Consider the following 25,913-nt stretch of genomic DNA (forward strand, 5'->3'; position numbering starts at 1 on the left):
TCCTACCTTGGTATAAACCCTACTTTTTTATATACCTTTCTCAGAGTTTTCATAGCTTGATATTCAGCCTTTTCTGATCCCTCCTTATATATCTTCTCTAGATAATCCTTATTTTTTCCTAAATATTCAAATTTTTCATGAATAGGTGAAAGACCTTCTACTACTATCTCTGCTAAATCCTCCTTAAATTTTCCATATCCTTGCCCTTCATAACGATTTACTATTTTTGATATTTCTTCATTTGAAAATATGCTATAGATTGTTAATAGATTTTTTAATCCTAACTGCTCATCATTATAGGACATTAATCCTAAAGAATCTGTAACAGCTCTTTTTATTTTTCTTCTTATTGCATCTTTATTATCTAAAATCAATATATATCCATTTTCATCTAAATCTGATTTACTCATCTTTGCTTCTGGATTTTGAAGGCTCATTATCCTCGCTCCAAATTCTTTTATTAATGGATCTGGAACTTTAAATGTATCACTATATTTATTATTAAATCTTATGGCTAAATCTCTAGCTAACTCTAAATGCTGCTTTTGATCTTCTCCTACTGGAACTAAATCAGCCTGATATAAAAGTATATCTGATGCCATCAATACTGGATAAGTAAATAACGCAGCATTTAAATTTTCTTCTGATTTTCTAGACTTTTCTTTGTATTGAGTCATTCTGTTTAATTGTCCCATATATGATATACTATTTAATACCCAAGTTAGTTCAGCGTGAGCTGGCACATGAGATTGAATAAATATGGTAGATTTCTCTGGATCCATTCCACAAGCTAAATATAATGCCAGTACATCCAGTGTGTTTTTTCTAAGATCCTTTGGTACTTGTGGTACTGTAATAGCATGCATATCAACGATACAATAATAACAATTATATTCTTCTTGTAATTCTACCCAATTTTTTATAGCTCCTATATAGTTCCCAATAGTTAATGCTCCCGATGGTTGTACTCCACTAAATACAGTTTTCTTTTCCATTATAATCCCTCCCAAAATAAATAAACCCTTTCATCTCTAATAAAGAGACGAAAGGGTAATTTCCGCGGTACCACTCTTTTTGCTAAAAGCCAGCTTTAATCCTATAAGGTGGATAAATCCTATATCTTACTTAATTCAGATATAAACTCACAAGTCCATTCATCATAATAGTATCACTAGGCTTTCACCATTCCTAGCTCGCTTTAGACCTCTTTATGATTACTATTCTTGTTCATTGCCTATTATTCATTATTATATATTATATCGTATATAGCTTTATTGTAAATACTTTTCTTAAAAAATATACATAATCATTCTTTTTCATTATACAACATAAATATAGCTATTATAATTTTTTCTAACTACTTTTGCTGGAGCACCAACTGCCGTAGAATATGGTGGTATATCTTCTAGTACTACAGAATTCGCACCTATTTTAGCACCCTTTCCAATAGTTATAGGTCCTAGTATCTTTGCACCTGCACCAATTATAACATTATCTTCTATAGTAGGATGTCTTTTACTGCCTTTTTCCCCACCTATTCCCCCAAGGGTTACGCCATGATACATTAGCACATTATCTCCTATTTCTGCTGTTTCACCTATTACTACACCCATTCCATGATCTATAAATAAATTTTTCCCAACTTTTGCTCCAGGATGTATTTCTATACCAGTTACCCTTCTAGCATGTTGTGATATTATCCTAGATAATATAAATCTATTTTTTCTATATAATTTATTAGCTATCTTATAATAAAATATTGATTTTAAACTTGGATAGCAGAATATGGCCTCAAAAAGATTCTTCGCTGCTGGATCTTTTTTTAGTATATTTTTTCCTTCTTCTATGAAAAATCTAAACATAGAATCACTCTCCATTAAATAAATCTGTAGATAAATACCTTTCACCTGTATCAGGAAGGATAGCTAATACGCTCTTACCTTCACCTAATTTTTTTGCTATTATATTTGCAGCAGCAACATTTGCTCCTGATGAAATTCCACATAATATACCTTCTTCCGAAGCTAATCTCTTTGCATAGAAATATGAAGTTTCTTCATCAATACTTAGTATTTCATCTACTATATCTTGGGCAAATATATCTGGTATAAAATTTGCACCTATCCCTTGGATTTTATGACTATTTGGCTGCCCTCCTGTTAGAACTGGAGATTTAGATGGCTGTACTGCTACAACCAATATATCCCTATTATATTCCTTCAACCTCTTACCTACTCCTGACACTGTACCTCCTGTTCCAACTCCCGCTACAAAAGCATCTATATTTCCGTCAGTTTCCTCTAGTATTTCTACACCTGTTGTTTCATAGTGAGCTACTAAATTATTTTTATTTCCAAATTGATTTGGAAGAAAATAATTATTATTCTTAGCTAATCTTTCTGCTAACTCTACAGAGCCTGACATTCCATATTTTCCTTCAGTCAATATAATCTTTGCTCCGTAAGCCTGCATTAGTTTTCTTCTTTCAATACTCATAGTATCTGGCATAACTAATATCACATTATATCCTTTTGCAGCCCCCATCATAGCTAATCCAATACCAGTATTTCCACTTGTAGGTTCAATTATAGTTCCACCTTTAGTTAAAATTCCTTCTTTTTCCGCAGCTTCTATCATATATAAAGCTGCCCTATCTTTTACACTGCCAGAAGGATTAAAGGATTCAATCTTTACAAGTATTTCTGCATTGCCTTTTTCCTTAATATTATTTAATCTTACGATTGGTGTTTTTCCTACAGTCTCTCCAATATTGTTTAATACCATTTTACTGCCTCCTTTTTTATAATATATCCCCTTGTTCGTAAAGTTAATCCATATCACGCAGTTTTGCATCACAAATCTATTTACTCGCTTCGCTCATATATATTTGGAGCTCATTGCGTTTGACCTACATCAACTCACTTCGCTCGTTGTGTTAGGTCATAAAAAAACCTTTTACCCATGTATAAATAAATATACAGAGGCAAAAGGTAAGTTTCGCGGTTCCACTCTGCTTGAGGTAATCCCCAGCTCAATTCAAGTACTTTCATACTCTAGTTCTATAACGGGAACCACCGTATAAGTCTACTAAATTTTTCGACTTTATGCTCATTGGTGCACTTCAAATATATATCGTATAGATTCCTCCCACCAATAGAATCCTCTCTTAAATACTTCATATAATTTACTTTACCAATTCATAGCATTTTAGTATGTTTTAAATATTATATTCAAGTATAACATAATAGTTTACAAAAATAAAGTATTTTTTATTTTTTATTTTACCTTTTTCGGGTAAAATGATTGTGAGGTGATTAATTTTGGATTATATAAATGTTTTATTAGTGGAAGACGAAAAAAATATTTCAGATGTTATTAATGCATATCTAGTTAAAGAAAATTTTAATGTATTCCTAGCTAATGATGGACAAATGGCTTTAGATTTGTTCAGCAATAATCATATTCATTTAATTATATTAGATTTAATGCTACCCAAGATTTCAGGTGAAGAAGTATGCAAAAGAATAAGAAGTATATCTGATGTGCCAATTATAATGCTAACTGCTAAAACTCATGAAGATGAAAAAATAGAAGGTTTATCCATAGGTGCTGATGATTATATATTAAAACCTTTCAGCCCTAGGGAGTTAATTAGTCGAGTAAAAGCATTGCTCAGAAGAGCTTATCCTAATTCTAGACCTCCAGCAGAAAAACTTAGTTTCAATAATGGAGATTTAGAAATTGAAGTAGATAAAATGATAGTTAGAAAGAATAATAAAATTATTAACTTAACAACAAATGAATTTAAAATTTTATTAGCTCTTATATCTAATATAAACCATGTTCTTTCCAGAGATCAATTGATAGAGTTTTCTCTTAGTTCTGGTTATGAAGGTTTTGATAGAACCATAGATACTCATATAAAAAATATTAGGCAAAAAATTGAAAACAACCCCAAATCTCCAAAATACATTCATACAGTTTACGGTGCAGGATATAAATTTGAAATAGAAAAACAATAAGTTCATTTTATGGTGCCAGGCACCATAAAATGAACTTATTGTTGGAATTAGAATTGTTTTTCCTAGTTATTTCCTCTCATCATTCCCCTTCCTCTACCAAATCCCATTCCTCTTCCCATGCCAAATCCACCACATCCATCTGACATAAATCCATTTTTAGCATGGAATTCTTCCATATACTTGAAATGTTCTTCCCATGCTTTTGCTTCTTCTTCTGTTATTAACCCATTCTCAAGAGCATTTTTTATTTGTTTCTTTTTATATTCCGTCCTTTCTTTAAACCATGCCTCTTTATCTTCTATGCTTAGGTTTATATTTCTATTTCCAGGAATTATACTTGGTGTTTTTACTGTATCAGCATATGCAACTAAAGAACCAACTCCTAAACTTAATACTAAAGCTCCTGTTAATAATACTTTTTTCATAAAATATCTCTCCTTTCATCTTGTGATTTTATTATATCTACAAAATGTGAAGGAAATATGAAGAAAAATAAGATTATCTTAAATTTCTTCATAATGACTTCAAAATTAACTGTTATAATATGATTATATAAAAAATAAAATTTTTCTATTGATTATAATATAATCTTAAAAAATTCATATTGTCATAGGTCATCTATATTTATGATTTTTTAACCTTCCTTGACAATTATTGGAGGAATATATATGAAACTTTCTAAAAAACTTACTCTTAGCTTTATATTTTCAATACTTACTTCTATTATAATTATTAGCATTATATCAAATTTAATGATAAATAATAGATTTGAAAATTATCTTGCTGAAGAGAAACAGAGTAAACTTAATCAAATATCTGATGAAATAAATAATTTATATAATAAAAATGGTTACAAACTCTATGAAAGAGAAATCAATTCCTATGCCTCCTTAGAAAATATATATATTGAAATTAAGGATTTAAATGATAATATCTTATATAGTTCAGCAAATAGAGCTGGAATGAAGGGAATGGGCGGTATGCATAGACGAATGATGAAAATGCATAATATTCCTGAAGGAAATTATATAGAAAAATCTTATCCATTACTTGAAGAAAATAATAAAGTAGGGAAGCTAATTATAGGATATATTGACAATTCTTATTTTACTGAATCTGCAATTCTTTTTAAAAACACTCTAACTAAATCCTTTTTTATCTCAGCTATATTTACGGTTCTTATTGGCTTAGTAAATAGTGCTATACTATCTAAATCTTTAACCAATCCCTTGTTAGAAATAAGAACTACAGCTGTTGAAATGCGTAAAGGTAATCTTAATAAAAAATCTAATATAAATACTAATACAGTGGAAATTCTAGAATTATCAGATTCTATTAATTATCTAGGTGAAACATTAAGCAAGCAAGAAAATATTAGAAAAAAATATGCTTCTGATATTTCTCACGAACTTAGAACACCTCTAGCTACACTTAAAAGCCATTTAGAGGCCATTATGGATGGTATATGGGAACCGAACCAAGAACATTTAAACATTTTGATGAAAGAAATAGATAGGTTGTCTAATTTAGTTGATAAACTTAAGGATTCTTTTAAATTAGAGGAATTAGAGCTTGTATTAAATTATACTAGATTTAATATTTCTACAGAACTAAATAATATTATTACAACTTTTAAACCTTTATATACTAAAAATAAATTTTATATTGAATCTGAAATAGAAAATGATATTGAAATTACAATGGATAAAGATAAGCTTAAACAAATTATGTATAATTTACTTTCTAACTCTATTAAATATCTTAATGATAAGGGCAAAGTCCTCATTATTCTTACAAAAGATGAAACTAATGCCATCATTAAAATAATTGACAATGGCATAGGTATAGAAGAAAAAAATCTACCATTTATATTTGATAGATTTTATAGGGCTGATATTTCAACAAACAAAAATACTAATGGAACTGGACTTGGATTACCTATTGTAAAATCCATAATTGATGCTCACGGCGGTACAGTAAATATAAATAGTAAATATGGAGAATGGACTGAGGTTGTAATAACTCTTCCACTTAACATTTAATTCTTGAATTTTTATTGTTTCTCAAATGTCTTTCTTTTAAAAAAATATGCTATTAGGATTAATAATGGGATTCCAAATTTAAAAGTAAAGTAATAAATATACTCTGGAAGTTTAATTGACTTTATTTCTACCATCATAGGATTAACTTCAGCTATATAGAAGGTTATTAATGCAACCATGGTACATACAATATATAATAATATATTTCTTGATCTTTTCTTAAATATTTCTTTAAATGCATCAATGGATATGCATAAATATGTTGTTATCTTAATTATCATGGCTATTATCCATATAAATATATAAATAGATTCTATTCTTTCAAATGTAAAATATGCTCTGATATTTCTAATATATGCTAAAAAAGGATAATTAAAATGTTTAACTTGCTCTACTCCTAAAGATGATTGTGTTGCTAACACTGTTGCCAATACAAATAATAATGAAATAATACTAGCTTTAATAAAGATTTCATTTATCCTTTTTTTATCTTCAAGACTCGGTACAATCATAGTTAATGAATATATATCTATAAAAACTAGACTCAACTGCATTGCACCAATATTGATATCTAAAAAGGTAGAATCCCTATATATAGGTAGTAGTAGCTTAAAATCCATATTATTATAACCAAGAAAAATAAAAACAATTAAGGAAACCAAAATTATTGGAACCATTAATTCTGAAAATCTCAATATAACTACTAACCCCTTAGAAACAATATATAAACAACTAGCTATCAAAAATAGTATAATTATATAAGTTTTCGTATCCGATAAAAATGAGGCTCTTATCATCTGAACTGAAATATAAGAGAAAAAAATTGCAATGGTAGCAAAGAAAATAGCATAAAGAATTCCCACTATCTTTCCCAATGTCTTCCCCAATATTTTCTCCATATATCCAATAATTGTAAACTCCTCAAATTTATTAGCTAAAAATAGCAAAGGTGCACATGTTAATATTGTATAAAAAAATGATAATACAATACTTATCCATACATCCTGGTTAGCTGGAGACATATAAACTGGGGACATAATAGTAAGTACAGTAGTTATTCTGCTAATAGTGATAATAAATATTGCTTGTCTTGATGAAACCTTTTCATTCATCTATATTATCTCCTTTTCCTTAAATTGCTAGGTGTATTGATAATTCCAGTCTTGACTATTTTTGTCTCTACATTAACAGTATAGGATATTTCCGGAAATATATTATTCCAGTCCTTGGAAATCTCTTTCCACACCTTTGGATATTGTCGGTGAACTATTTCTCCAATGCTAAAGTTATCTTGTTTAAATTCCTTTTGTACCTTATCCATAGTTGTAGAAATTAAATCTTCTACTTTTTCAGAGCAAGCCTTTTCAAGTATGTGAATAACCTCAAGATTGCTTACATCTATCCCTTTATTTTCCTCTCCTAAAGAACCACTTAATTTTACATTTATATTAAGATGTATTTTGCCATCATCTATCTTTATATCCCTTTTTGTTTTGGTCTGTATAATCTCTACTGTAGTAAATTTTCCTTCATTTCCAATTATAGTATTACCTTTGTTTAATCCCTGAGGAGTATTGAATTTTATTAGTCCTCCTTCTATACGATCTGTTATAAAGTTATAACCAAAAATTTCATCTGATGATAAATATCCAATGAGATAATCTCTACTCAATATTGCACCTCCTGCTACATCTAACATAAACTTTGCAGTATTGTCTTTGGATTTTTGCCGATCTACTTCCTTCTTTTCTATTTTAGTTACAACTCCTATAACAGGCTCATTACTTATATCATAATGATATTTATAATATTCAGACATACTTACCTTTAGGCATTTTCCATTATATTTAAAATCATTTAAAATATCCAATAAATAATCTCCTGCTGATTGGCTCAGTTCTCCTTTAACACCTATTATCTCATAAGCCTTTGCTCCTTTTGCAACTAGGATATACATGTTTTCTCTTGCTTCATTATCTCTTAGAAATACATCCATAAATCCGGTAATACCTTTTTTAGCAAACTCTTCACCAAATATAAGTATATTATTATGGGAAAGAAATAATTTTCTATCAAAATTTAGCGTAATATTTCTAACCGCTTCAAATACTGTCTCACCTACACTTTGAGCAAATACACTACCTGTAGGATTAGGACTTATGCCCGATGATGAATTATTGGATATGGGATTCATTATTTCACAAGTAATGATTATCTTATCATCTTCCAAATCAATTCCCATTGATGTAACTAGTGCCAAAGTTTGCAATTGACGGCTTCCTGTGCAAGATAATGAAAGTATAGAAATTATTATTAAGTATACTGCTATAATTAGATTTTTTTTATTTTTTGTCATATATTTCATTCCTTTTTACTGCCTTTTTATTTGATAGAGCTCTTGGTCTATAATTTGTTTCCTTTACAGAACGCATAAAAATAAAATCTTTCATGCCTTCTTTATCATATGGAGCAATGGGATACATATAAGGAACGCCAAAGGATTTTAATGAAATAAGATGAACCAATATTATTGATATTCCGCAGACTATACCATATAATCCTAAAAAACCACCTAACAAAAGTATTATTAATCTATATATAACTATCATTTCCCTCTGACTGGGAATTATAAACTCTGAAATTCCTGCAATTGCTATAACAATAACCATAGTAGGTCCAACTAAACCTGCTTGAACAGCTGTCTGACCTAGTACTATACCACTTACTACAGTTACTGCAGTTCCTATATTATTCGGTATTCTTAGCCCTGATTCTTTAATTAGTTCAAAAAATAAAATCATAAGTAATGCCTCTACTAAAGCAGTAAAAGGTACTTCCTCTATATTCTTAGCCATAGATACAAGTAGTTTTGCGGGTATCATTTCTTGATGAAAAGTTTTTAATGCTACAAAAAAACCTGGTAAAACCACTGAAGTAATTAAAGCAAAAAGTCTTAATATCCTAAGAAATGTTGCATATTGTGGTCTTGAATAATAATCATCAGCCATTTGTAGGTTTTCTATAAATACTTTAGGTATAGTTAAAACATCAGGAGAGCCATCACAAATAATTGCAATTCTTCCTTCCAAAATTTTTCCAACTACTACATCAGGCTTTTCTGAATGTCCAATTGTACATATAACAGTTCTTGGAGCATCTTCAATATAACGTTCTAAATATCCTGTATCTAGGATACTGTCTATTTGAATTTCTTGTATCCTTCTTCTCAGTTCATCTAATATTTCTTCCTTTACTATGCCATTTATATAAGCTAAAGAAATCTTCGTATTGGTTTGTACACCTAATGTATAATCTTCAAATACTAGTTTGCTATTCCTAACTTTACGTCTTATCAGAACTTTGTTTACTTTTATATCTTCAATAAAACCTTCTTTGGGTCCTCTTACTACCCGTTCAGTGCCTGGCTCAGTTATTGCTCTGTTTTCCCACTTATTTAAGTCAAAGATATATGCTAATTCCATATTTTCAATAAACAGAACTACTTCACCATCTGTTATTGGTTGAATAACTTCCTGTATACTAGATATTTTTTTAGTCTCTGAAATAAAAACTGTAGATAAAATATCTTGTGGACTTATCAAGTCTTGAATTAAGGGCTTTAATAAATCTTCATTTAATACTTTATTATCAATTAGTCCCTCTATATATACAACTAATGCCCTATCTTCAGACAAAGTATTAAACTCATATAATACTAAATCACTGGATTCATTAAATATTCTATTTATTTCTTCTCTATTGGATTCAATGCTCTTTGAAATCAAAGCTTACACCTACCTATTTTTATGCTTCTAGTAATTGGAATTATTGACAAATAACGCAAAAAATATAATAGTCATTAGCATTTTTGCACTAATGACCATTATATTTAAATAGGACAATATGGGAATCACTCATTATATAAGATTTATAAAGAATTATAATAGTCCTTTCATAAATAAAACTTGTTATCTTGTAATTAGATCCTTGGCATGTTTTTCTGCCATAAATTTTATCTCCTCTACATCTAAGGTTTTTACTTCCCTCTTCTCCATTATTATCTTACCCTCTACTATTACAGTATCAACATCCGAAGCCTGAACTGAATAAGCTAAAGAAGAAATAATATTATGATGTGGATAAAGATGGGGCTTATCTATGTCTATCAATAATATATCTGCCTTCTTACCTACTTCTATAGAGCCTATTTCTTTACTCCAGCCTAATGCTTCTGCTCCATTTATAGTTGCCATTTCTAGAGCTGATATAGCCGGAACCGATACTGCATTTAAATTAACAGCCTTATTTATGATAGCTGCTAGGTTAATTTCTTCAAACATATTTAGATTATTGTTTGATGAAGAACCATCAGTACCTAATGCTACTGAAATTCCTTTACTTAACATCTTATCAACTGGTGCAAATCCACTGGCTAATTTAAAATTGCTACCAGGATTATTTACTGGAAATACTTTCTTTTTTTTCATTATCTCAATATCTTCATCATCTACATGAACACAATGTGCTGCTATAGTATGCAAATCTAATATACCCAAATCATATACATGTTTAATTGGAGATTTACCATATAATTTAAAACTATCTTCTATCTCTTTCTTAGTTTCAGAAAGATGTATATGAATTCCTGTATTTAATTCTTTAGCCAAATTAAATGATTCTATTAGGAAGTCTGGACTACAAGTATATGGTGCATGAGGTGCAACCATTACTTTAATCCTTCCATTTGCCCTACCATTCCAATCATTAAACAGTTCTTTTGTCTCTTTAAGTTTAGCCTTAGCATCATTATCCTCTATTAATCCTCTTGTAAGCACGCCCCTCATTCCTGATTCTTCTAATCCTTTTCCTACTTCATCCATAAAGAAATACATATCACAGAATGCTGTTGTGCCTCCTTGAATCATCTCAACCATACTTAGTAAAGAGCCCCAATATACATCTTTTCCTCTAAGATTTGCCTCTGTAGGCCAGATTTTTTTTGTCAGCCAATCATGTAATGGTAAATCATCAGCAAAATTTCTAAGCAAGGACATCCCTATATGTGTATGGGCATTTATTAGTCCTGGCATAGCTACTTTATTTTTTCCATCAATTACCCTTTCAACCTGTATATCTTCTCTTATTTCACCAATATGAGTAATTATATTATCTTTTATATATATATTTGTATTTTTTATTACTTCATTTTTTCCATCAATAGGTACTAAATCAATATTTTTAATTAACATATTATCCCCCTCAAATTTATTAATCTAAATCTATAGTTGTATATTTTACTATACTATATATTAAACTAGGTACTAAAATTAATTGAATTATAATACCAGGAATAGCAGTTATAACTCCTCCTATGATAAAAGTCATAGGATCCATCTTAACTTCAAAAAAAGCTGCTAGTATAAAAACTACAAATCCTGCCATTATCCTTCCAGATATCATAGATATTATCAAAGAAATTACAGAAGGCATTTTTAATTTTCTATATAATATTGAAGCCACTAAACCATAGATACCCAATTCAAAAATCATAATCACTGCCATTGGAAATAATGGAGGCATACCTGTGATTAAAGAGTTAAGTATTGGTGTTAACATACCTAATAATAATGCCAAATAAGGTGGTAATAAAAATCCTCCTATTAAAACTGGAATATGCATAGGTAAAAATACATTTCCTGGAATTCCTGTTGTATGAAATATAGTTGGTACAATAATTCCTATTGCTAATAACACTCCGGCTATAACTAATTTTCTAGTATTGTTTTTTTCGTACATAAAACCTCTTCCTTTCTTCAGATAGCAAAACTATCAATTATTATTTATTGATGCAAAAAATTCCTTTATCCTTTGTAATAGTACTATAGGGTCTCTCGTATCTAAAGAAAGTTTTTCTATAGGGCAATAATCAGTTTTATCTCTATTTTTAATATATAAACAAGATCTCTCCATAGTATATGGAATTTTATATTCTTCTAAAATTGCTAAGCCACCTTCTGATATCAATTCGCCATATATTTCTTTAATGCCAATATAAGCACATAGAATAGCTGCACCCTTACCTATTACTCTATCAGCCAATGAAGCATCATATGCTTTTGCTTTCATCTCAGCAGCTAAAATATACATAGGCTTAATACCCTTATCCTTTGATTTAAAAACTACTTCACCATTTTTTACGGCTACCAATGCTAAATCTTCCTCTAATAAAAGTTCCTTTGCCATTTCTATATCCTTCATCTGCTCACCCTTTCTGTTTTTTATTCAATAGTCAATGCATTATTTTCAAAAATATCTTTTTTCTTAAAATACCAATAGGAAAAGATTAGTCTAAAACACATATCAATTCCAATACCTATCCAAATCCATAATATATCTGCATTGAATATATAGGCCATTATCATAACGAATGGAACTCTAATGATCCAAAGTCCTATTCCAGCATTTATCATAGGAACCTTTGCATAACCAGCTCCCCTTAAGGCTCCATTTAATACTCCGGATATATTTTGAGGAAGTTGGACAACCCCCATTACAAATAAATACATGGCTCCCATTCTAATAACTTCATCTTCTTTTACTAATAAGCTCATTATCTGTTTTGGAAATACAATAAGTACAAATGCGGCAAATATGGTTACAATTATAGTATATCTTATTAGTTGTTTAAGATATTTTTTTCCAGTTTCCTTATCTCTACTACCTAAAGCATATCCTACAAATGTTGTTGCCGCAACACCAAAGCCTGTTGCTGGCATATAAGATATAGACTCCGCCTGTAAACCTAATTGGTAAGCTGAATAAGCCAATTCACCATAAGTAAGAATAGCTCTTGTAATAAATATGGATGCTGCCTGCCAAAAAGATGTTTCAAAGGATGTTGGAAGTCCGAGTTTAAGAATAATTAAAGCTTCATCGGATTTAAATTTAAAATCTAATTTTTCTCCCATATTAGATATGATTCCATTTTTTCCAAATAACATAACTATACCGAATATAGCCGAAACAATATATGCAATATTATAAGCATATCCTGCTCCTTGTAATCCTAAGGATTTAATACCTACCTTTCCAGTTACTAAAACAAATCCCGCAGCAATATTAACTATATTTAATATACCAACAGCAATCATAGGAGTTCTTGCATTTCCCATTCCTTGAAGTATTCCAGAAACTAAGAGTATAATTGCTGCAAAAGGTAATGACCAAGAAATTATTCTAAGATACAATGCCCCATTTTCAAGCAAATCCGGATTTGGATTAAATACTGTCAATAATGGTTCAGCAAACCAAAAAAGTAATTGTTGAAATATAATAGCTATTCCTATGGATAAAGTAAAAGATTGCTCAGAAATAGATTTCAATTTTTTATAATTACCTGCTCCATGGGATTGGGCTACTAAAACAGAAGTTCCCGTTGCTATTCCTTTAAATATTCCCCACAATATCCTATAAAGGACTGTAGCTATACCTATGGCTCCAACAGAATATGCATCAATTCTACCAACCATTGCCATAAGTACAATTCCAGCAGTCATCTGCAAAACATTTTCCCCAGTAATAGGTAAAATCATAGATAATATTCTATTTCTAATTATCTTATTCTCTTGTAAAAGTCTTTCTTCCATTCTATATCCCCTTATAGTTAAATTTTATAATGTCCAGCCTAATAATTATAATATATTTCGATACTCTAAACAACCCAATATTTGTATTTAAAACCATACTAATACTATATCATGTGAATTGTAAATAATAAATATAATTTGCTTTTAATTCATAAAAAACAGAAAAGTAAATGATAACTGTTATCATTTACTTTTGATTTTTTCTATGCTATACTATTATTGGCTCAAAATTATCGCGGCAAATAATTTTGATGGAGTGATAAATATTGGCAAAAATGATGGGACCTAGATTTAAACAATCTAGGAGATTGGGTTTAAATGTTTGCGGACATCCTAAGGCAATGGACAGAGCCACTAGAGGAACATCTAGAGCAGATAAAAAACTTACTGAATATGGAAGACAATTATTAGAAAAACAAAGGCTTAGAGCATATTATGGTGTAATGGAAAAGCAATTCACGAAATATGTTAGACAGTCAAAAAAATCTCAGGATCAAACAGGCCATGCACTTGTAAAGATCTTGGAAACAAGATTAGATAATTTAGTATATAGACTAGGATTTGCTTCTTCCATAAGACAGGCTAGACAACTAGTAGTTCATGGACATATTCTTGTAAATGGAAAAAAAATAAATATACCTTCCTATATAGTACAGGTAGGCGATACTATTGAATTAAAAGAAAAATCTAAAGACATTGGACTTTTTAAAGAAAACTTTAATAATTTCTTTTTAAATCAATATCCTTATTTAGAAAAAGACGATAATACAATGTCTGGCACTTTAATTAAATATCCAGAAAGAAATGAAATTCCCATAGAAATAGATGATCAGTTAGTTGTGGAATATTATTCAAGACTAATGTAATATTAGAAACTAATATAAAAAGCTCTCAAATGAGAGCTTTTTCTTTGTCTCTTTAAACTATAGATAATTTATTAAATCTAAGAAAAATTATAACTATCTTTATTGGAATAGACAAAGTTTTCTACATTTCTTTACTTTACTCAATTGTTTCAAATTGTTTAGTTATGATTTTTTTTAAAACTTGAAACAATATTACAGTTGATATACCAAATACTAAAGCCAATAATCCATAGATAAGATTTATATCTACCTTATCTATTATTTGAATCACAGTAAATACTAATCCACCTGCATATAAAGTCCCTACACCCATGCCGATTAATACATTTAAATTCTGCTTCATTGCCTTCTGTGGATTATCCCAGTCTAACATTGGTCTTAGTATATCTATTACCATACCAAGCTCAGTCATTGGAATACTGCCTAGAAGTCCTAGTATTATTATAAATATAATATTTAGAATATCCAATTTTACTATAAAAATTAGACTTATTAATAAAGCAATTATACCTAATACTTGAATAGCTAAAGATGATAATACCCTGCCTATTATCTGATCCTCCACCTTTATAGGTAAAGTCCTTTGTATCCAAAAACATTTACCCTCCCTAGAAAAAGTAGTAGCTCCTATACTATTTAACATACCTAAGGCTACAATAAAACCTATGCTTGCTAGAGTAATTAGCCCTAAATTAGCTCCTAGCATATCTATTACCTGAGATAATGATTCATCTCCCCCTGCTATAGTTGACATTGCTAATATTAATGGAAATATAATTACTCCGCCTACTGCATTTAATAGGTATACAGGTGTCTTAAAAAGCATTATAACTTCCTTCTTAGCTAATGCTAGATATGGTTTAGTTTCTTTAGATAAATCTTTTACAGATATCTTTTTCGCCTTTCCCTTAGACGCAGATACTTCAATATTTCCTATTAACCCATCAAAGAATAAACCTTCTGATAAAATTATCATAATAAGGAAAGATATAATACTTACTACTATAAAAGATAATAAATTAACCATTCCTAATATATTAAAATTATTTGATAAAGCCAATGCCCCCCATTTAGAAGGTGGAAAACTTGATCCTAATTTCTTCACTAAGAAATTAGAGTCATTTACTAAATTTATAACAAAATCTTCCCCTTGAATTATGGCCTTTTGTGTTATGGTTTGAATTTTAAGTTGAACATATATCATTGCCATAAGAAAAAATACTGCACTAATTGTCCTAATTAAATCTTTCTTTCTTCCTATATTCGTATATTTCATAAAGAGCATTATAAAAATAGATGATAATACTAAGGGTATAACAGGAAGCATAGCCACTAATAGTAATGAATAAAGCCAGTAAATAAGACATTCTCCATTTTTCATTCCATAAATAAAGATAAATGGCAATATTACAGGTAAAGAAGTTAAATATTCACTGAGCATAAGAGTTACAAATTTTGAACCTAAAATATAGGATGGTTTAATAGGCAATGGTACTAGATTGGCTAGATCATTAGAAAAATAATATTTACTCATTACATAAAGCAATCCAAATAGAAATATCATTATTTGTGAAACCAAAAATCCTGAAAGTAAAAACATAGATTTCTGCCCTATTTGATTATAGATATCATATATTTCATATAAAGCTTTTACAATAAAGAAATAGGTTGGTAAAAGAGATAACATAGCTAATCCAAAGACTATTAACTGCCATCTATTTTTCTTAATCTTAAATCTATATGCTATGGAGGATAAACCAAATGTAGTATTAAAATCGGTTTTGATTAATGAAATTATTTTACTCATCATTCAGTCAACTCCAAGAATATATTTTCTAATGATTCTCTTTCCGTAGCATGATCCCTTAATTCCTCCATTGTGCCAATGGCTACAATTTTACCCTTATTTATTATTGCAATTCTATGGCAAAGTTTTTCTGCCACCTCTAATACATGAGTGGAGAAAAACACAGTTTTTCCTTCGTCACACATCTTCCTCATGATTTCCTTGAGATTGAAAGCTGATTTTGGGTCTAGTCCTACCATTGGTTCATCTAGAATAAATAATTGGGGGTCATTTAATAAGGCTGAGGTAAGAACTATCTTTTGTTTCATACCGTGGGAATAACTAGCTATTATATCCCCTATAGCATCTTTTATATTAAATATTTCCAGGAAATAATTCATCCTCTCTTCTCTTTTATCTTTAGGAATTCCATACATGTCAGCTATAAAATTTAGATACTCAATACCTTTTAATCTATCGTAAATTTCAGGATTATCTGGTACATAGCTAATCATAGACTTAGCTATAAGCGGTTCTTTCCAAGCATCTACTGTGCCTACTTTTACCCTGCCGCTATCTGGTTTAAGCAATCCTACTATCATCTTTATGGTAGTAGTCTTACCTGCTCCATTAGGTCCTAGAAATCCAAATATTTCCCCGGGCTTAATATCTAAATTAATATTATCTACTGCTTTTACCAAACCCTTATTATAAGATTTAGAAACACCTTCAAGTTTTAACAAACTTCATTCCTCCTTGTCTATGTATTATATTGCCATTTTATTATATTAACTATAATTTCTGCAATTACAATATCCTTTTTTAATCCCTTTTATTTTTTAAACATCTACTCATTAATACTAATAAAATTATAATAATTGTCTAAATATAACTTTTCATTATTATTTCTCCTTTATATAGAAGATAACCACTTTCTTAAATTATAATCTATAAAAGTGGTTATTGAATAGCTATTTATTAAATAATCTATGATAAATAATGACTCTTCTCAGGAAGAGTCATTAGATAATTATTTTATTAAATCTAAATTATCACAGTTAGAGTTTCTGTCTGAAACGGAAATTATTAGTTTATCTAAATCTATTGAATCCTTATTTCCTATATTTTGCAAATCTACTTTTCCATTTTTCATTAATTCTTCAGCTTTTTCTTGTAAAATTTTATTAATTTCTTCATCACTAAGGTCTCCAAATATTTCTTCTTTATCTTTTTCACTATATCCAACAGTTACAATTCTTTTTACATTAGGATCCATTTTCATCTCGTCTTTTACAATGAAATTACTTCCCCAAATTGAAATCGAAGTAAAAATCATTATTAGTAATATCCCAAAAACAATAAACGATTTTTTCATAATTCATTTCCTCCTTACTTAAAAAATAAAAAACCGTCATTAACTTAATATAACTATATCATGATAAATCATTAAATTCAATTATATATATCTTTTCTCCATATTTATTTGAATCTATATTCATTAAGATAATCTCATCTTAATTTATCCTTATAATTATATAACGAAATTAAAAAAGATTTTGTGACACTTTGCTTATATTTTTTATATATTTATCTTATACTTTTCCTAAAACATATATTTCACAGTAAACTTTCTTAAATAAAAATTTAGGATAAAGATATACATCACTATTTGATTTTATAAGTTTATAGACACTATAGCATAAATACAATATCTAAGTTTGTTGAACTTTAAACATATACATATTAAATTTTGTAATATGTTATCTCCTTTTCAAAAGATCATGACAGGTATAGATATAAAATAACCACTTTCCCAGTTTATAATCTAGAAAAGTGGTTATTGAAATCATTTATCATATATTTAATTATCTATTCAATACTATCTAAACCTTAATCCAATACCTTTTTCAAAAACTGTCCTGTATGTGATTTCTTCACCTTAGCTACTTCCTCTGGAGTTCCTGTAGTTACAATAGTTCCTCCCTTGTCTCCACCTTCAGGTCCTAAGTCTATGATATAATCTGCTGTCTTTATAACATCTAGATTATGTTCTATAACTACTACAGTATTTCCGCCTTCTACAAGCTGGTTTAATACTTTTATTAGTTTGTGAATATCAGCTACATGAAGTCCTGTAGTTGGTTCGTCTAATATATATATGGTTTTTCCTGTAGACCTCTTAGATAATTCCGTTGCTAGCTTTACTCTTTGAGCTTCTCCACCAGATAATTCTGTTGATGATTGACCAATTTTTATATATCCTAGTCCTACATCAAATAAAGTTTCTAGTTTCCTAGATATTTTAGGTATATTTTTGAAAAACTCTACTCCTTCTTCCACTGTCATATCCAGTACATCTGATATGGTTTTTCCCTTATATTTTACTTGTAGAGTTTCTCTATTATATCTTTTTCCTTTACATACTTCACATGGTACATATACATCTGGAAGAAAATGCATCTCTACTTTTAGTATTCCATCACCATTACAAGCTTCACATCGTCCACCTTTTACATTGAAACTAAACCTACCTTTTTGATATCCTCTCATCTTTGCTTCATTTGTCATGGCAAATACGTCCCTTATATGATCAAATACTCCTGTATAAGTAGCAGGATTTGACCTTGGTGTCCTACCTATTGGTGACTGGTCTATATCTATTACCTTATCTAAATATTCGATTCCTTTTATTTCTTTATATTTTCCTGCTTTTGTCTTTGCGCCATTTAGCTTTTGTGCCAAGGTTTTATGAAGAATTTGATTAACTAAAGAAGATTTTCCTGAGCCTGATACTCCTGTAACACAAGTAAATAATCCTAGAGGAATTTTCACATCTATGTTTTTTAAGTTATTCTCCTCTGCCCCAACTATTTCCAGCCATTTTCCATTGGGTTCTCTTCTTTTTTCTGGTACTTCAATTTTCTTCTTACCTGAAAGATATAAACCTGTTATAGACTCAGGATTATTCTTTATTTCATCAACTGTTCCTTCTCCTACTATATATCCTCCATGAATACCTGCACCTGGCCCTATATCCACAATATGATCTGCTGCATACATAGTATCTTCATCATGTTCTACTACTATTAATGTATTACCTAAATCTGTTAGATTCCTTAATGTTTTCAATAATTTTTCATTATCCCTTTGATGTAACCCAATACTAGGTTCATCTAATACATAAACTACACCTACAAGACTAGAGCCTATTTGAGTTGCCAATCTAATTCTTTGAGATTCTCCGCCAGATAATGTGCCTGCTGTACGAGAAAGAGTTAAATAATCTAGTCCTACATCTTTTAGAAAATTTAACCTTTCTTTAATTTCCTTAAATACTTGTTGTCCTATTATTTGTTGTTTTTCTGTAAGAACTAAATTATCAAAGAATTCTATTGCTTTAGTAATAGATAAATCAGTCAATTGGGCTATATTCAACTTATTTATTCTTACAGCTAATACCTCATCCTTTAATCTCCTTCCTTTACAAGTTGGACAAGGGTTTTCTGCCATATATTCATCTATTTTATTTCTCATATAATCAGAATTAGTGGCAGTATATCTTCTTTCTAAATTTGGAATTATTCCTTCAAATTTCCCCTTAAAATCTCTCATGCCTTCCTCGTCAAAATGACTAACAAATTTAAAGGAAATCACTCTATCTGTACCATACAATAGTTCTTCTATAAACTTTTCTGGTGCCTCTTTTAAAGGCTTATCTGTACTAAAACCATTATCCTCTGCCAAGGTTTTAAATATTTGGTAATAATATGTGGATTCGTTGGAACTAGAAAATGGTGCTATTCCACCTTCATCTATACTTAGCTCTAAATTTGGTATAATTAAATCCCTGTCTATTTCTTTATAGAATCCTAAACCATTGCAAGTAGGACACATTCCAAAAGGACTATTAAAAGAGAACATCCTAGGAGATAATTCTTCAATAGCTATATTACAATCAGGACAGGAGAGTTTCTCACTAAACATTGTCTTTTCCTTTCCTATAAAATCTACTACAACAAGTCCATCTGCAAGTTTTAAAGCTGTTTCTAAAGAATCAGCTAGTCTTCCTTCTATACCTTCTTTAATCACTATTCTATCTACTACTACTTCTATAGTATGTTTTTTATTCTTCTCTAGTTTTATTTCTTCTCCAATATCATACATTTCTTCATCAACTATGACCCTGACAAAACCTTCTTTTTTAATATTTTCTAGAATCTTTACATGTTCACCTTTTTTTCCTCTAATGACTGGTGCTAATATTTGAAGTTTCGTTCTTTCTTCAGATTCCATTATTTTATCTACCATTTGCTCTACTGTCTGGCTAGAAATTTCTTTTCCACATTTATGACAATATGGAGTGCCTATTCTAGCATATAAAAGTCTTAAATAATCATATATCTCTGTAACAGTCCCTACAGTTGACCTTGGATTCTTAGATGTTGTCTTTTGGTCTATAGAAATAGATGGAGATAACCCCTCTATATATTCTACATCTGGTTTATCCATTTGACCAAGAAATTGTCTAGCATAGCTAGATAAAGACTCTACATATCTTCTTTGTCCTTCTGCATATATGGTGTCAAAGGCTAGAGAAGATTTCCCTGAACCTGATAATCCTGTAAAAACTATAAATTTATTTCTAGGAAGAGTTAAGGATACATCCTTTAGATTATTCTCCTTAGCCCCCCTTATTATTATTTCGTCTTTTGCCATTTACTTCACCTCTACTTTAGCTTCTTCTTTAATTCCATTATCTTATCTCTAAGTTCTGCTGCTTTTTCAAAGTTTAATTCTTCCGCTGCCGTAAGCATTGCAGACTCTAATCCTTCTATCATTCCTTCTATTTCTTCCTTGGAGAATGTTTCCTCATATTTCACTTCATCTTCTGCCACTATTGTAGCTTCTATTATCTCCCTTATACCTTTCTTTATAGACTGTGGTATAATCTTATGTTTTTTATTATATTCATCCTGAATTTGTCTTCTTCTATTGGTTTCAGATATGGCTTTTTCCATAGATTTTGTTATTGTATCTGCATACATAATTACCTTGCCTAGGACATTTCTTGCTGCTCTGCCTGTAGTTTGAATTAAAGATGTTTCAGATCTTAAAAATCCTTCCTTATCTGCATCTAATATGGCTACTAAAGATACCTCTGGCAAATCTAATCCTTCTCTAAGCAAATTGATCCCCACTAAAACATCATGTTTCCCTAATCTTAAATCCCTTATTATCTCCATTCTTTCTATAGTTTCCACATCAGAATGGAGATAAGTAACTTTTATTCCAATGTCTTTAAAATAATTAGTTAAATCCTCTGCCATTTTTTTAGTCAAGGTTGTTACCAATACTCTTTCTTGTCGAGCTACTATATTTCTAATTTCATTTACTAAATCATCTATCTGGTGCTCTGTTGGTCTTACTTCTATAATTGGATCAAGTAAACCTGTTGGTCTAATAATTTGCTCTACTGTATTTTCAGTATGAGTTAGTTCATAAGGACCAGGAGTAGCTGAAACATACAATATTTGATTTATCATTGTCTCAAATTCAATAAATTTAAGAGGTCTATTATCTAAAGCAGATGGAAGTCTAAATCCGTATTCAACTAGATTTGTCTTTCTTGACTTATCCCCTTCGTACATACCCCTTATTTGTGGTATAGTAACATGAGATTCATCTACTATTATCAAGAAGTCATCTGGGAAGTAGTCTATCAAGGTAAAAGGTCTAGAACCAGCAGGTCTATTACTTAAATGTCTTGAGTAGTTTTCTATCCCTTGACAAAATCCCATTTCTTCCAGCATTTCTAAATCATATCTAGTTCTTTGCTCTAATCTTTGAGCCTCAAGTAATTTTTCCTTACCCTTTAATTCCTTTAATCTTTCATCTAATTCTTCTTCTATAGTTTCTATTGCTCTCTTAACTTTATCTTCTGTAGTAGCATAGTGAGATGCCGGGAATATTGAAACATGATTCCTAAGTCCAATGACTTCACCAGTCAAATAATTAACCTCTACTATTCTATCTATCTCATCTCCAAAAAACTCAACACGAATGGTATTTTCACTAGAAGAAGCGGGGAATATTTCTAGTATATCTCCCCTAACCCTAAAGGTTCCTCTAATAAAGTTAATATCATTTCTAATGTATTGTATATCTATTAACTTTCTCATTATCTCATCTCTAGCCTTTTCCATACCTGGCCTTAAAGATACTACAAGATTTTCATAATCTATAGGATCTCCTAAACCATAAATACAGGATACAGATGCTACTATAATTACATCTCTCCTTTCAAATAATGCTGCTGTAGCAGAGTGTCGTAATTTATCTATCTCATCATTAATTGATGCGTCTTTTTCTATATAAGTATCCGATTGGGGTACATATGCTTCAGGTTGGTAATAATCATAATAACTAACAAAATATTCTACAGCATTATTAGGAAAGAACTCCTTAAATTCAGAAGCCAATTGATAAGCTAATGTTTTATTATGTGCTATAACCAAAGTTGGTTTCTGAACTCTCTCAATTATATTTGCCATAGTAAAAGTCTTTCCAGAACCAGTGACTCCAAGTAATACTTGGTGCCTTAGATTTTTATTTATACCTTCTTCTAATTTGTTTATGGCTTCTGGTTGATCACCAGTTGGTTTAAAATTTGATTCTATCTTAAATTTATTCATACTTACACCTCGTTATTTGAACATTTGTTCCAGACATAATATATTATATAATATAATATTCTTTTGTCAAAGTATATTATTTAAATATATACTATAGTATATCCATGACAAAATTCTATATTGAAGAAACTAGATTAATATAGTAAACTATCTTTAGGAGGCGAATTTCATGAAGCGGAATTTATTAATAATAATCACAGTATTTATTGCACTATTCTTTTTCGGTTGTGTTCCAAACAAAAAGGATTCCCTATTAACAGATGATGCAAGATTTGAAGAAGAAGAAATTAAATATGAAATTGAACAGATACTTTTTTCTAAAAGTTTTCAATCTATTGAACCTTCTGTTGAAATCATTACCAATAATAACAAGCTAAAAATATTAGCTTCTTTAGGACTAAGTGAATGCTCAGGTGTAAATATTAATAGTATAATTAAAAAAGGTAGTGAAGTTAATATTCATGTTAGTGGAATTTATGATAAAAAACTTCCTCGTTTAGTAGTTCCACAAGTGATTATGGAAATTAAAAAATCACAACTTAAAAAAAATGAAGATTTAAAGTTTAATATAGTTTATGATGACTATGCACCACTGAAAATCAAATATGGTATCAATGATGTACTAAATAAGATTCAATCTCATTTTAAAATATCTACAAAAAACTCTCCAAATTTTAATCTCATTAGAATTGACGACAATACTATAGTATGGGATATATCATACAACAATATATTTGATAAGGACAATCCAGAAACTCCTTTAGTAAATTTATACGCACAAGTCAATGCAAACACTGGAGATATTATAAATTCGGAAAAAGTATCTATTTCTTCTTCATTGGATAATGGTCATATTTTAAATTATGTAAATGATGGTCATATTCTATATAAGAAGTCTATATCCAATAAAGATACCAATGAAACTATTGAGCAATTATGGATTTATGACGATGTAAATGATGAAAAAATCATGCTCTATTCTTCAAATTTTAAAATATCTTCTGCACAATTTAGTACAAATTTAAATTATGTTTCCCTTATAGAAGTAAGTGACAGTGGAACTGGATTATATATAATTCCATTAGATGACAAGAGAGCATATAAGATATCCTTCGAAGACAAATTTAGTCCTAAAACAATGAAATGGGATAATAAAGGAATTTTATATTTAATACAAAATAATGATAATAAGTCAATAATCTACTCTTATAATGTCAAAGACAATAAGACTAGTATCATAGGTGTTTTTAACAAAGATATTGAAAATATTGTAGCCATGGACAATAACTTTTTAATAACTGAAAAAAATCAGGACATGACTAATAAAATAATATCTTTAACTGATGATTGGAAGGAATTTAAACTTGTAGGCTATGGATTTAATCCAAAGTTTGTAGGTGATAATATAATTTCTTATTTACACAAAGATGAAAAAAAAGATACTAACTCCTTAGTTTTTTATAATAATGATAAAAATGCTAAATCCTTTAATTTAAAATGTGACAACAATTTAAATTATGAGGCTTTTGCAAATGAAAAAATCTTAAATTATTCACTACTTCCAAAGGGTGATATTATTTATGTAAGAAAAAATGCCAATAATGATAATTTCACATTATGTAAATATTCAATTAATAATATAAAAACTGAAACAATAGCTAATTTAATAGGTGATAAAGTCTATTATAATGAAGAAAAAAAACTTGTATATTTAAATATAGTATTACCTTTTGACAATGAAAAAACAGAAATGATTTATTCCCTAGATTTAAATAAACTAAATTAAAAATCCCTAGGGACTATTATAAGTCCTAGGGGTTTTCTTTTCCCATAATACTTCTTTGTGGATAACCCAGATTTTATATTAAAAAATTCAACTTTTATTTTACTTACCTGTGTTTTCATAATATCTTCTAAATCCTTATTATTATTTACTTCTACCCCGTTTATTTTAAGTAATATATCTCCTGTTTCCATTCCTATTTTATGTGCTATTGTATTTGGGATTACTTCCAATACCTTTACTCCTTTATCAAAAGATGTAGTAAATATGGGGGCCCTATTATTTTCAATAATCTTATTTTGCAAGATAATATATTCATGTCCTATCAAGGCAAATAATGGTGGTATAAAAGGATTATCTACTATTTTTGATATATATAATAGAATAATACTATATGAAAATAATATTATAGAGGTTTTTATAACTTTTTTTCTAGGATAAGATACTATAGAATAATCTCCATAGCTAAGGATTGCCATAAGGGTAATGGGATGAATTAATCCATCACCAATAAATATTACAAAAGGAATAGGCCAGAATCGATTCATATTAAAGCCCCCAACTATCTGAGATTTTGTTTCAAAGAAAACAGGTACCCTATTTCTGCCTCCATCAAAAAAAATCAATATACTCTCTACTATATGGAGTACTGCAACTACAGACATTACCTGGGAAATCTGAATCTTTGGATATCCTATTATCAAACTTAATAAAGACACTACCCCTCCACCATAGGAAAAACACATGTATCTAGGATTTATAAGAGATAAAAAAATTGCAACAATCAATACATACATAAAGTCCTTAGGTATTACAACTACACCTAGATAAATAAATATTACAGTTGTAATTACACCTCCAAATATTCCGAATACAGTTGATATAATTAATTTTAATAAAGCAGATTTTTTGTATCCTAAAATCTCCCTTTCTATTTTTCCTATTTTTATATATTGAAAATATATAATACATAGGACTGCAATAAAAAAAGGAGATTTTAAAGTATTTATAATGTCTATTATTGTAAAATACACAATCTGATATAAACCGTACATACTTTAATTCTCCTCTTTAAA

General features: G+C 29.4%; 21 protein-coding genes and 2 other annotated features. Of the genes, 4 read left to right on the plus strand and 17 right to left on the minus strand.

Features of this window, described 5'->3' with window-relative positions:
* Nucleotides 1–2: 2 nt before the first annotated feature.
* The 3 genes from trpS to cysK form a co-directional block, all read right to left on the minus strand.
* Nucleotides 3–995, minus strand: a complete 993-nt coding sequence (trpS, locus tag RT714_RS02780; protein WP_313756087.1) for a tryptophan--tRNA ligase — start codon at nucleotides 993–995, stop codon at nucleotides 3–5.
* Between the two features lie 40 nt (nucleotides 996–1,035).
* Nucleotides 1,036–1,240, minus strand: a binding site (T-box leader).
* A 79-nt stretch (nucleotides 1,241–1,319) separates the two neighbouring features.
* A complete protein-coding gene (gene epsC, locus RT714_RS02785) occupies nucleotides 1,320–1,862 on the minus strand; it encodes a serine O-acetyltransferase EpsC (protein WP_313756088.1) in 543 nt (180 codons plus the stop codon).
* 4 nt (nucleotides 1,863–1,866) lie between these two features.
* Nucleotides 1,867–2,784, minus strand: coding sequence for a cysteine synthase A (gene cysK, locus RT714_RS02790; RefSeq protein ID WP_313756089.1), 918 nt, complete (start codon nucleotides 2,782–2,784; stop codon nucleotides 1,867–1,869).
* A gap of 192 nt (nucleotides 2,785–2,976) precedes the next feature.
* Nucleotides 2,977–3,210: a binding site (T-box leader), on the minus strand.
* A gap of 110 nt (nucleotides 3,211–3,320) precedes the next feature.
* On the opposite strand from cysK, the gene RT714_RS02795 reads away from it, so the two are divergent.
* The gene (locus RT714_RS02795) at nucleotides 3,321–4,022 is read left to right on the plus strand and encodes a response regulator transcription factor (protein WP_313756090.1); all 702 of its coding nucleotides are present in this window, start codon (nucleotides 3,321–3,323) and stop codon (nucleotides 4,020–4,022) included.
* A gap of 62 nt (nucleotides 4,023–4,084) precedes the next feature.
* Here RT714_RS02795 and RT714_RS02800 read toward each other — a convergent pair whose 3' ends face one another.
* Complete coding sequence (locus RT714_RS02800) at nucleotides 4,085–4,447, minus strand: hypothetical protein (RefSeq protein WP_313756091.1); 363 nt, start codon at nucleotides 4,445–4,447, stop codon at nucleotides 4,085–4,087.
* 243 nt (nucleotides 4,448–4,690) lie between these two features.
* On the opposite strand from RT714_RS02800, the gene RT714_RS02805 reads away from it, so the two are divergent.
* The gene (locus RT714_RS02805; protein ID WP_313756092.1) at nucleotides 4,691–6,064 is read left to right on the plus strand and encodes a HAMP domain-containing sensor histidine kinase; all 1,374 of its coding nucleotides are present in this window, start codon (nucleotides 4,691–4,693) and stop codon (nucleotides 6,062–6,064) included.
* 11 nt (nucleotides 6,065–6,075) lie between these two features.
* Here the strand turns inward: RT714_RS02805 and RT714_RS02810 are convergent, their stop codons facing one another.
* From RT714_RS02810 to RT714_RS02840, 7 genes are all read right to left on the minus strand, one after another.
* Nucleotides 6,076–7,176, minus strand: coding sequence for an endospore germination permease (locus RT714_RS02810; protein ID WP_313756093.1), 1,101 nt, complete (start codon nucleotides 7,174–7,176; stop codon nucleotides 6,076–6,078).
* A 5-nt stretch (nucleotides 7,177–7,181) separates the two neighbouring features.
* Nucleotides 7,182–8,420, minus strand: a complete 1,239-nt coding sequence (locus tag RT714_RS02815; protein WP_313756094.1) for a Ger(x)C family spore germination protein — start codon at nucleotides 8,418–8,420, stop codon at nucleotides 7,182–7,184.
* Complete coding sequence (locus RT714_RS02820; RefSeq protein WP_313756095.1) at nucleotides 8,407–9,849, minus strand: spore germination protein; 1,443 nt, start codon at nucleotides 9,847–9,849, stop codon at nucleotides 8,407–8,409. The genes RT714_RS02815 and RT714_RS02820 overlap by 14 nt, the downstream gene beginning before the upstream one ends.
* A gap of 183 nt (nucleotides 9,850–10,032) precedes the next feature.
* Nucleotides 10,033–11,313 (minus strand): amidohydrolase, encoded by a 1,281-nt coding sequence (locus RT714_RS02825; protein WP_313756096.1) that lies wholly within the window; start codon nucleotides 11,311–11,313, stop codon nucleotides 10,033–10,035.
* A gap of 19 nt (nucleotides 11,314–11,332) precedes the next feature.
* Nucleotides 11,333–11,860 carry an ECF transporter S component gene (locus tag RT714_RS02830; RefSeq protein ID WP_313756097.1) on the minus strand — a complete coding sequence of 176 codons (528 nt, stop codon included), beginning with the start codon at nucleotides 11,858–11,860 and terminating at the stop codon, nucleotides 11,333–11,335.
* Between the two features lie 33 nt (nucleotides 11,861–11,893).
* Nucleotides 11,894–12,322: a DUF1893 domain-containing protein gene (locus RT714_RS02835; RefSeq protein ID WP_313756098.1), complete on the minus strand. Its 429-nt coding sequence runs from the start codon at nucleotides 12,320–12,322 to the stop codon at nucleotides 11,894–11,896.
* A gap of 20 nt (nucleotides 12,323–12,342) precedes the next feature.
* Nucleotides 12,343–13,710 carry an MATE family efflux transporter gene (locus tag RT714_RS02840; RefSeq protein WP_313756099.1) on the minus strand — a complete coding sequence of 456 codons (1,368 nt, stop codon included), beginning with the start codon at nucleotides 13,708–13,710 and terminating at the stop codon, nucleotides 12,343–12,345.
* A 266-nt stretch (nucleotides 13,711–13,976) separates the two neighbouring features.
* Here RT714_RS02840 and rpsD point away from each other — a divergent pair, with 266 nt between their 5' ends.
* Nucleotides 13,977–14,576: a 30S ribosomal protein S4 gene (rpsD, locus tag RT714_RS02845; protein WP_313756100.1), complete on the plus strand. Its 600-nt coding sequence runs from the start codon at nucleotides 13,977–13,979 to the stop codon at nucleotides 14,574–14,576.
* Between the two features lie 136 nt (nucleotides 14,577–14,712).
* On the opposite strand, the gene RT714_RS02850 is transcribed toward rpsD, so the two are convergent.
* From RT714_RS02850 to uvrB, 5 genes are all read right to left on the minus strand, one after another.
* Nucleotides 14,713–16,386: a putative ABC transporter permease subunit gene (locus RT714_RS02850; RefSeq protein WP_313756101.1), complete on the minus strand. Its 1,674-nt coding sequence runs from the start codon at nucleotides 16,384–16,386 to the stop codon at nucleotides 14,713–14,715.
* Complete coding sequence (locus RT714_RS02855) at nucleotides 16,383–17,105, minus strand: ABC transporter ATP-binding protein (RefSeq protein WP_313756102.1); 723 nt, start codon at nucleotides 17,103–17,105, stop codon at nucleotides 16,383–16,385. The genes RT714_RS02850 and RT714_RS02855 overlap by 4 nt, the downstream gene beginning before the upstream one ends.
* Before the next feature lie 287 nt (nucleotides 17,106–17,392).
* Entirely contained in the window at nucleotides 17,393–17,737 is a 345-nt protein-coding gene (locus RT714_RS02860; protein WP_313756103.1) for a hypothetical protein, read from the minus strand.
* A gap of 515 nt (nucleotides 17,738–18,252) precedes the next feature.
* The gene (gene uvrA, locus RT714_RS02865) at nucleotides 18,253–21,078 is read right to left on the minus strand and encodes an excinuclease ABC subunit UvrA (RefSeq protein WP_313756104.1); all 2,826 of its coding nucleotides are present in this window, start codon (nucleotides 21,076–21,078) and stop codon (nucleotides 18,253–18,255) included.
* Nucleotides 21,079–21,089: 11 nt separating this feature from the next.
* Nucleotides 21,090–23,054, minus strand: a complete 1,965-nt coding sequence (gene uvrB, locus RT714_RS02870; protein WP_313756105.1) for an excinuclease ABC subunit UvrB — start codon at nucleotides 23,052–23,054, stop codon at nucleotides 21,090–21,092.
* Nucleotides 23,055–23,223: 169 nt separating this feature from the next.
* On the opposite strand from uvrB, the gene RT714_RS02875 reads away from it, so the two are divergent.
* Nucleotides 23,224–24,840 carry a hypothetical protein gene (locus RT714_RS02875; RefSeq protein ID WP_313756106.1) on the plus strand — a complete coding sequence of 539 codons (1,617 nt, stop codon included), beginning with the start codon at nucleotides 23,224–23,226 and terminating at the stop codon, nucleotides 24,838–24,840.
* Here RT714_RS02875 and RT714_RS02880 read toward each other — a convergent pair.
* Entirely contained in the window at nucleotides 24,837–25,892 is a 1,056-nt protein-coding gene (locus RT714_RS02880; RefSeq protein WP_313756107.1) for a PDZ domain-containing protein, read from the minus strand. The genes RT714_RS02875 and RT714_RS02880 overlap by 4 nt on opposite strands.
* Nucleotides 25,893–25,913 lie beyond the last annotated feature (21 nt).

It is taken from the genome of Tissierella sp. (genome assembly GCF_032104385.1).
Taxonomy (GTDB): domain Bacteria; phylum Bacillota; class Clostridia; order Tissierellales; family Tissierellaceae; genus Tissierella.

Excerpts from the sequence above, each read along its gene's own strand:
- trpS (WP_313756087.1), bottom strand. The coding sequence starts at position 995 with ATGGAAAAGAAAACTGTATTTAGTGGAGTACAACCATCGGGAGCATTA.
- epsC (WP_313756088.1), bottom strand. The coding sequence starts at position 1,862 with ATGTTTAGATTTTTCATAGAAGAAGGAAAAAATATACTAAAAAAAGAT.
- cysK (WP_313756089.1), bottom strand. The coding sequence starts at position 2,784 with ATGGTATTAAACAATATTGGAGAGACTGTAGGAAAAACACCAATCGTA.
- RT714_RS02800 (WP_313756091.1), bottom strand. The coding sequence starts at position 4,447 with ATGAAAAAAGTATTATTAACAGGAGCTTTAGTATTAAGTTTAGGAGTT.
- RT714_RS02805 (WP_313756092.1), top strand. The coding sequence starts at position 4,691 with ATGAAACTTTCTAAAAAACTTACTCTTAGCTTTATATTTTCAATACTT.
- RT714_RS02810 (WP_313756093.1), bottom strand. The coding sequence starts at position 7,176 with ATGAATGAAAAGGTTTCATCAAGACAAGCAATATTTATTATCACTATT.
- RT714_RS02815 (WP_313756094.1), bottom strand. The coding sequence starts at position 8,420 with ATGACAAAAAATAAAAAAAATCTAATTATAGCAGTATACTTAATAATA.
- RT714_RS02825 (WP_313756096.1), bottom strand. The coding sequence starts at position 11,313 with ATGTTAATTAAAAATATTGATTTAGTACCTATTGATGGAAAAAATGAA.
- RT714_RS02830 (WP_313756097.1), bottom strand. The coding sequence starts at position 11,860 with ATGTACGAAAAAAACAATACTAGAAAATTAGTTATAGCCGGAGTGTTA.
- RT714_RS02835 (WP_313756098.1), bottom strand. The coding sequence starts at position 12,322 with ATGAAGGATATAGAAATGGCAAAGGAACTTTTATTAGAGGAAGATTTA.
- RT714_RS02840 (WP_313756099.1), bottom strand. The coding sequence starts at position 13,710 with ATGGAAGAAAGACTTTTACAAGAGAATAAGATAATTAGAAATAGAATA.
- RT714_RS02850 (WP_313756101.1), bottom strand. The coding sequence starts at position 16,386 with ATGATGAGTAAAATAATTTCATTAATCAAAACCGATTTTAATACTACA.
- RT714_RS02860 (WP_313756103.1), bottom strand. The coding sequence starts at position 17,737 with ATGAAAAAATCGTTTATTGTTTTTGGGATATTACTAATAATGATTTTT.
- uvrA (WP_313756104.1), bottom strand. The coding sequence starts at position 21,078 with ATGGCAAAAGACGAAATAATAATAAGGGGGGCTAAGGAGAATAATCTA.
- uvrB (WP_313756105.1), bottom strand. The coding sequence starts at position 23,054 with ATGAATAAATTTAAGATAGAATCAAATTTTAAACCAACTGGTGATCAA.
- RT714_RS02875 (WP_313756106.1), top strand. The coding sequence starts at position 23,224 with ATGAAGCGGAATTTATTAATAATAATCACAGTATTTATTGCACTATTC.
- RT714_RS02880 (WP_313756107.1), bottom strand. The coding sequence starts at position 25,892 with ATGTACGGTTTATATCAGATTGTGTATTTTACAATAATAGACATTATA.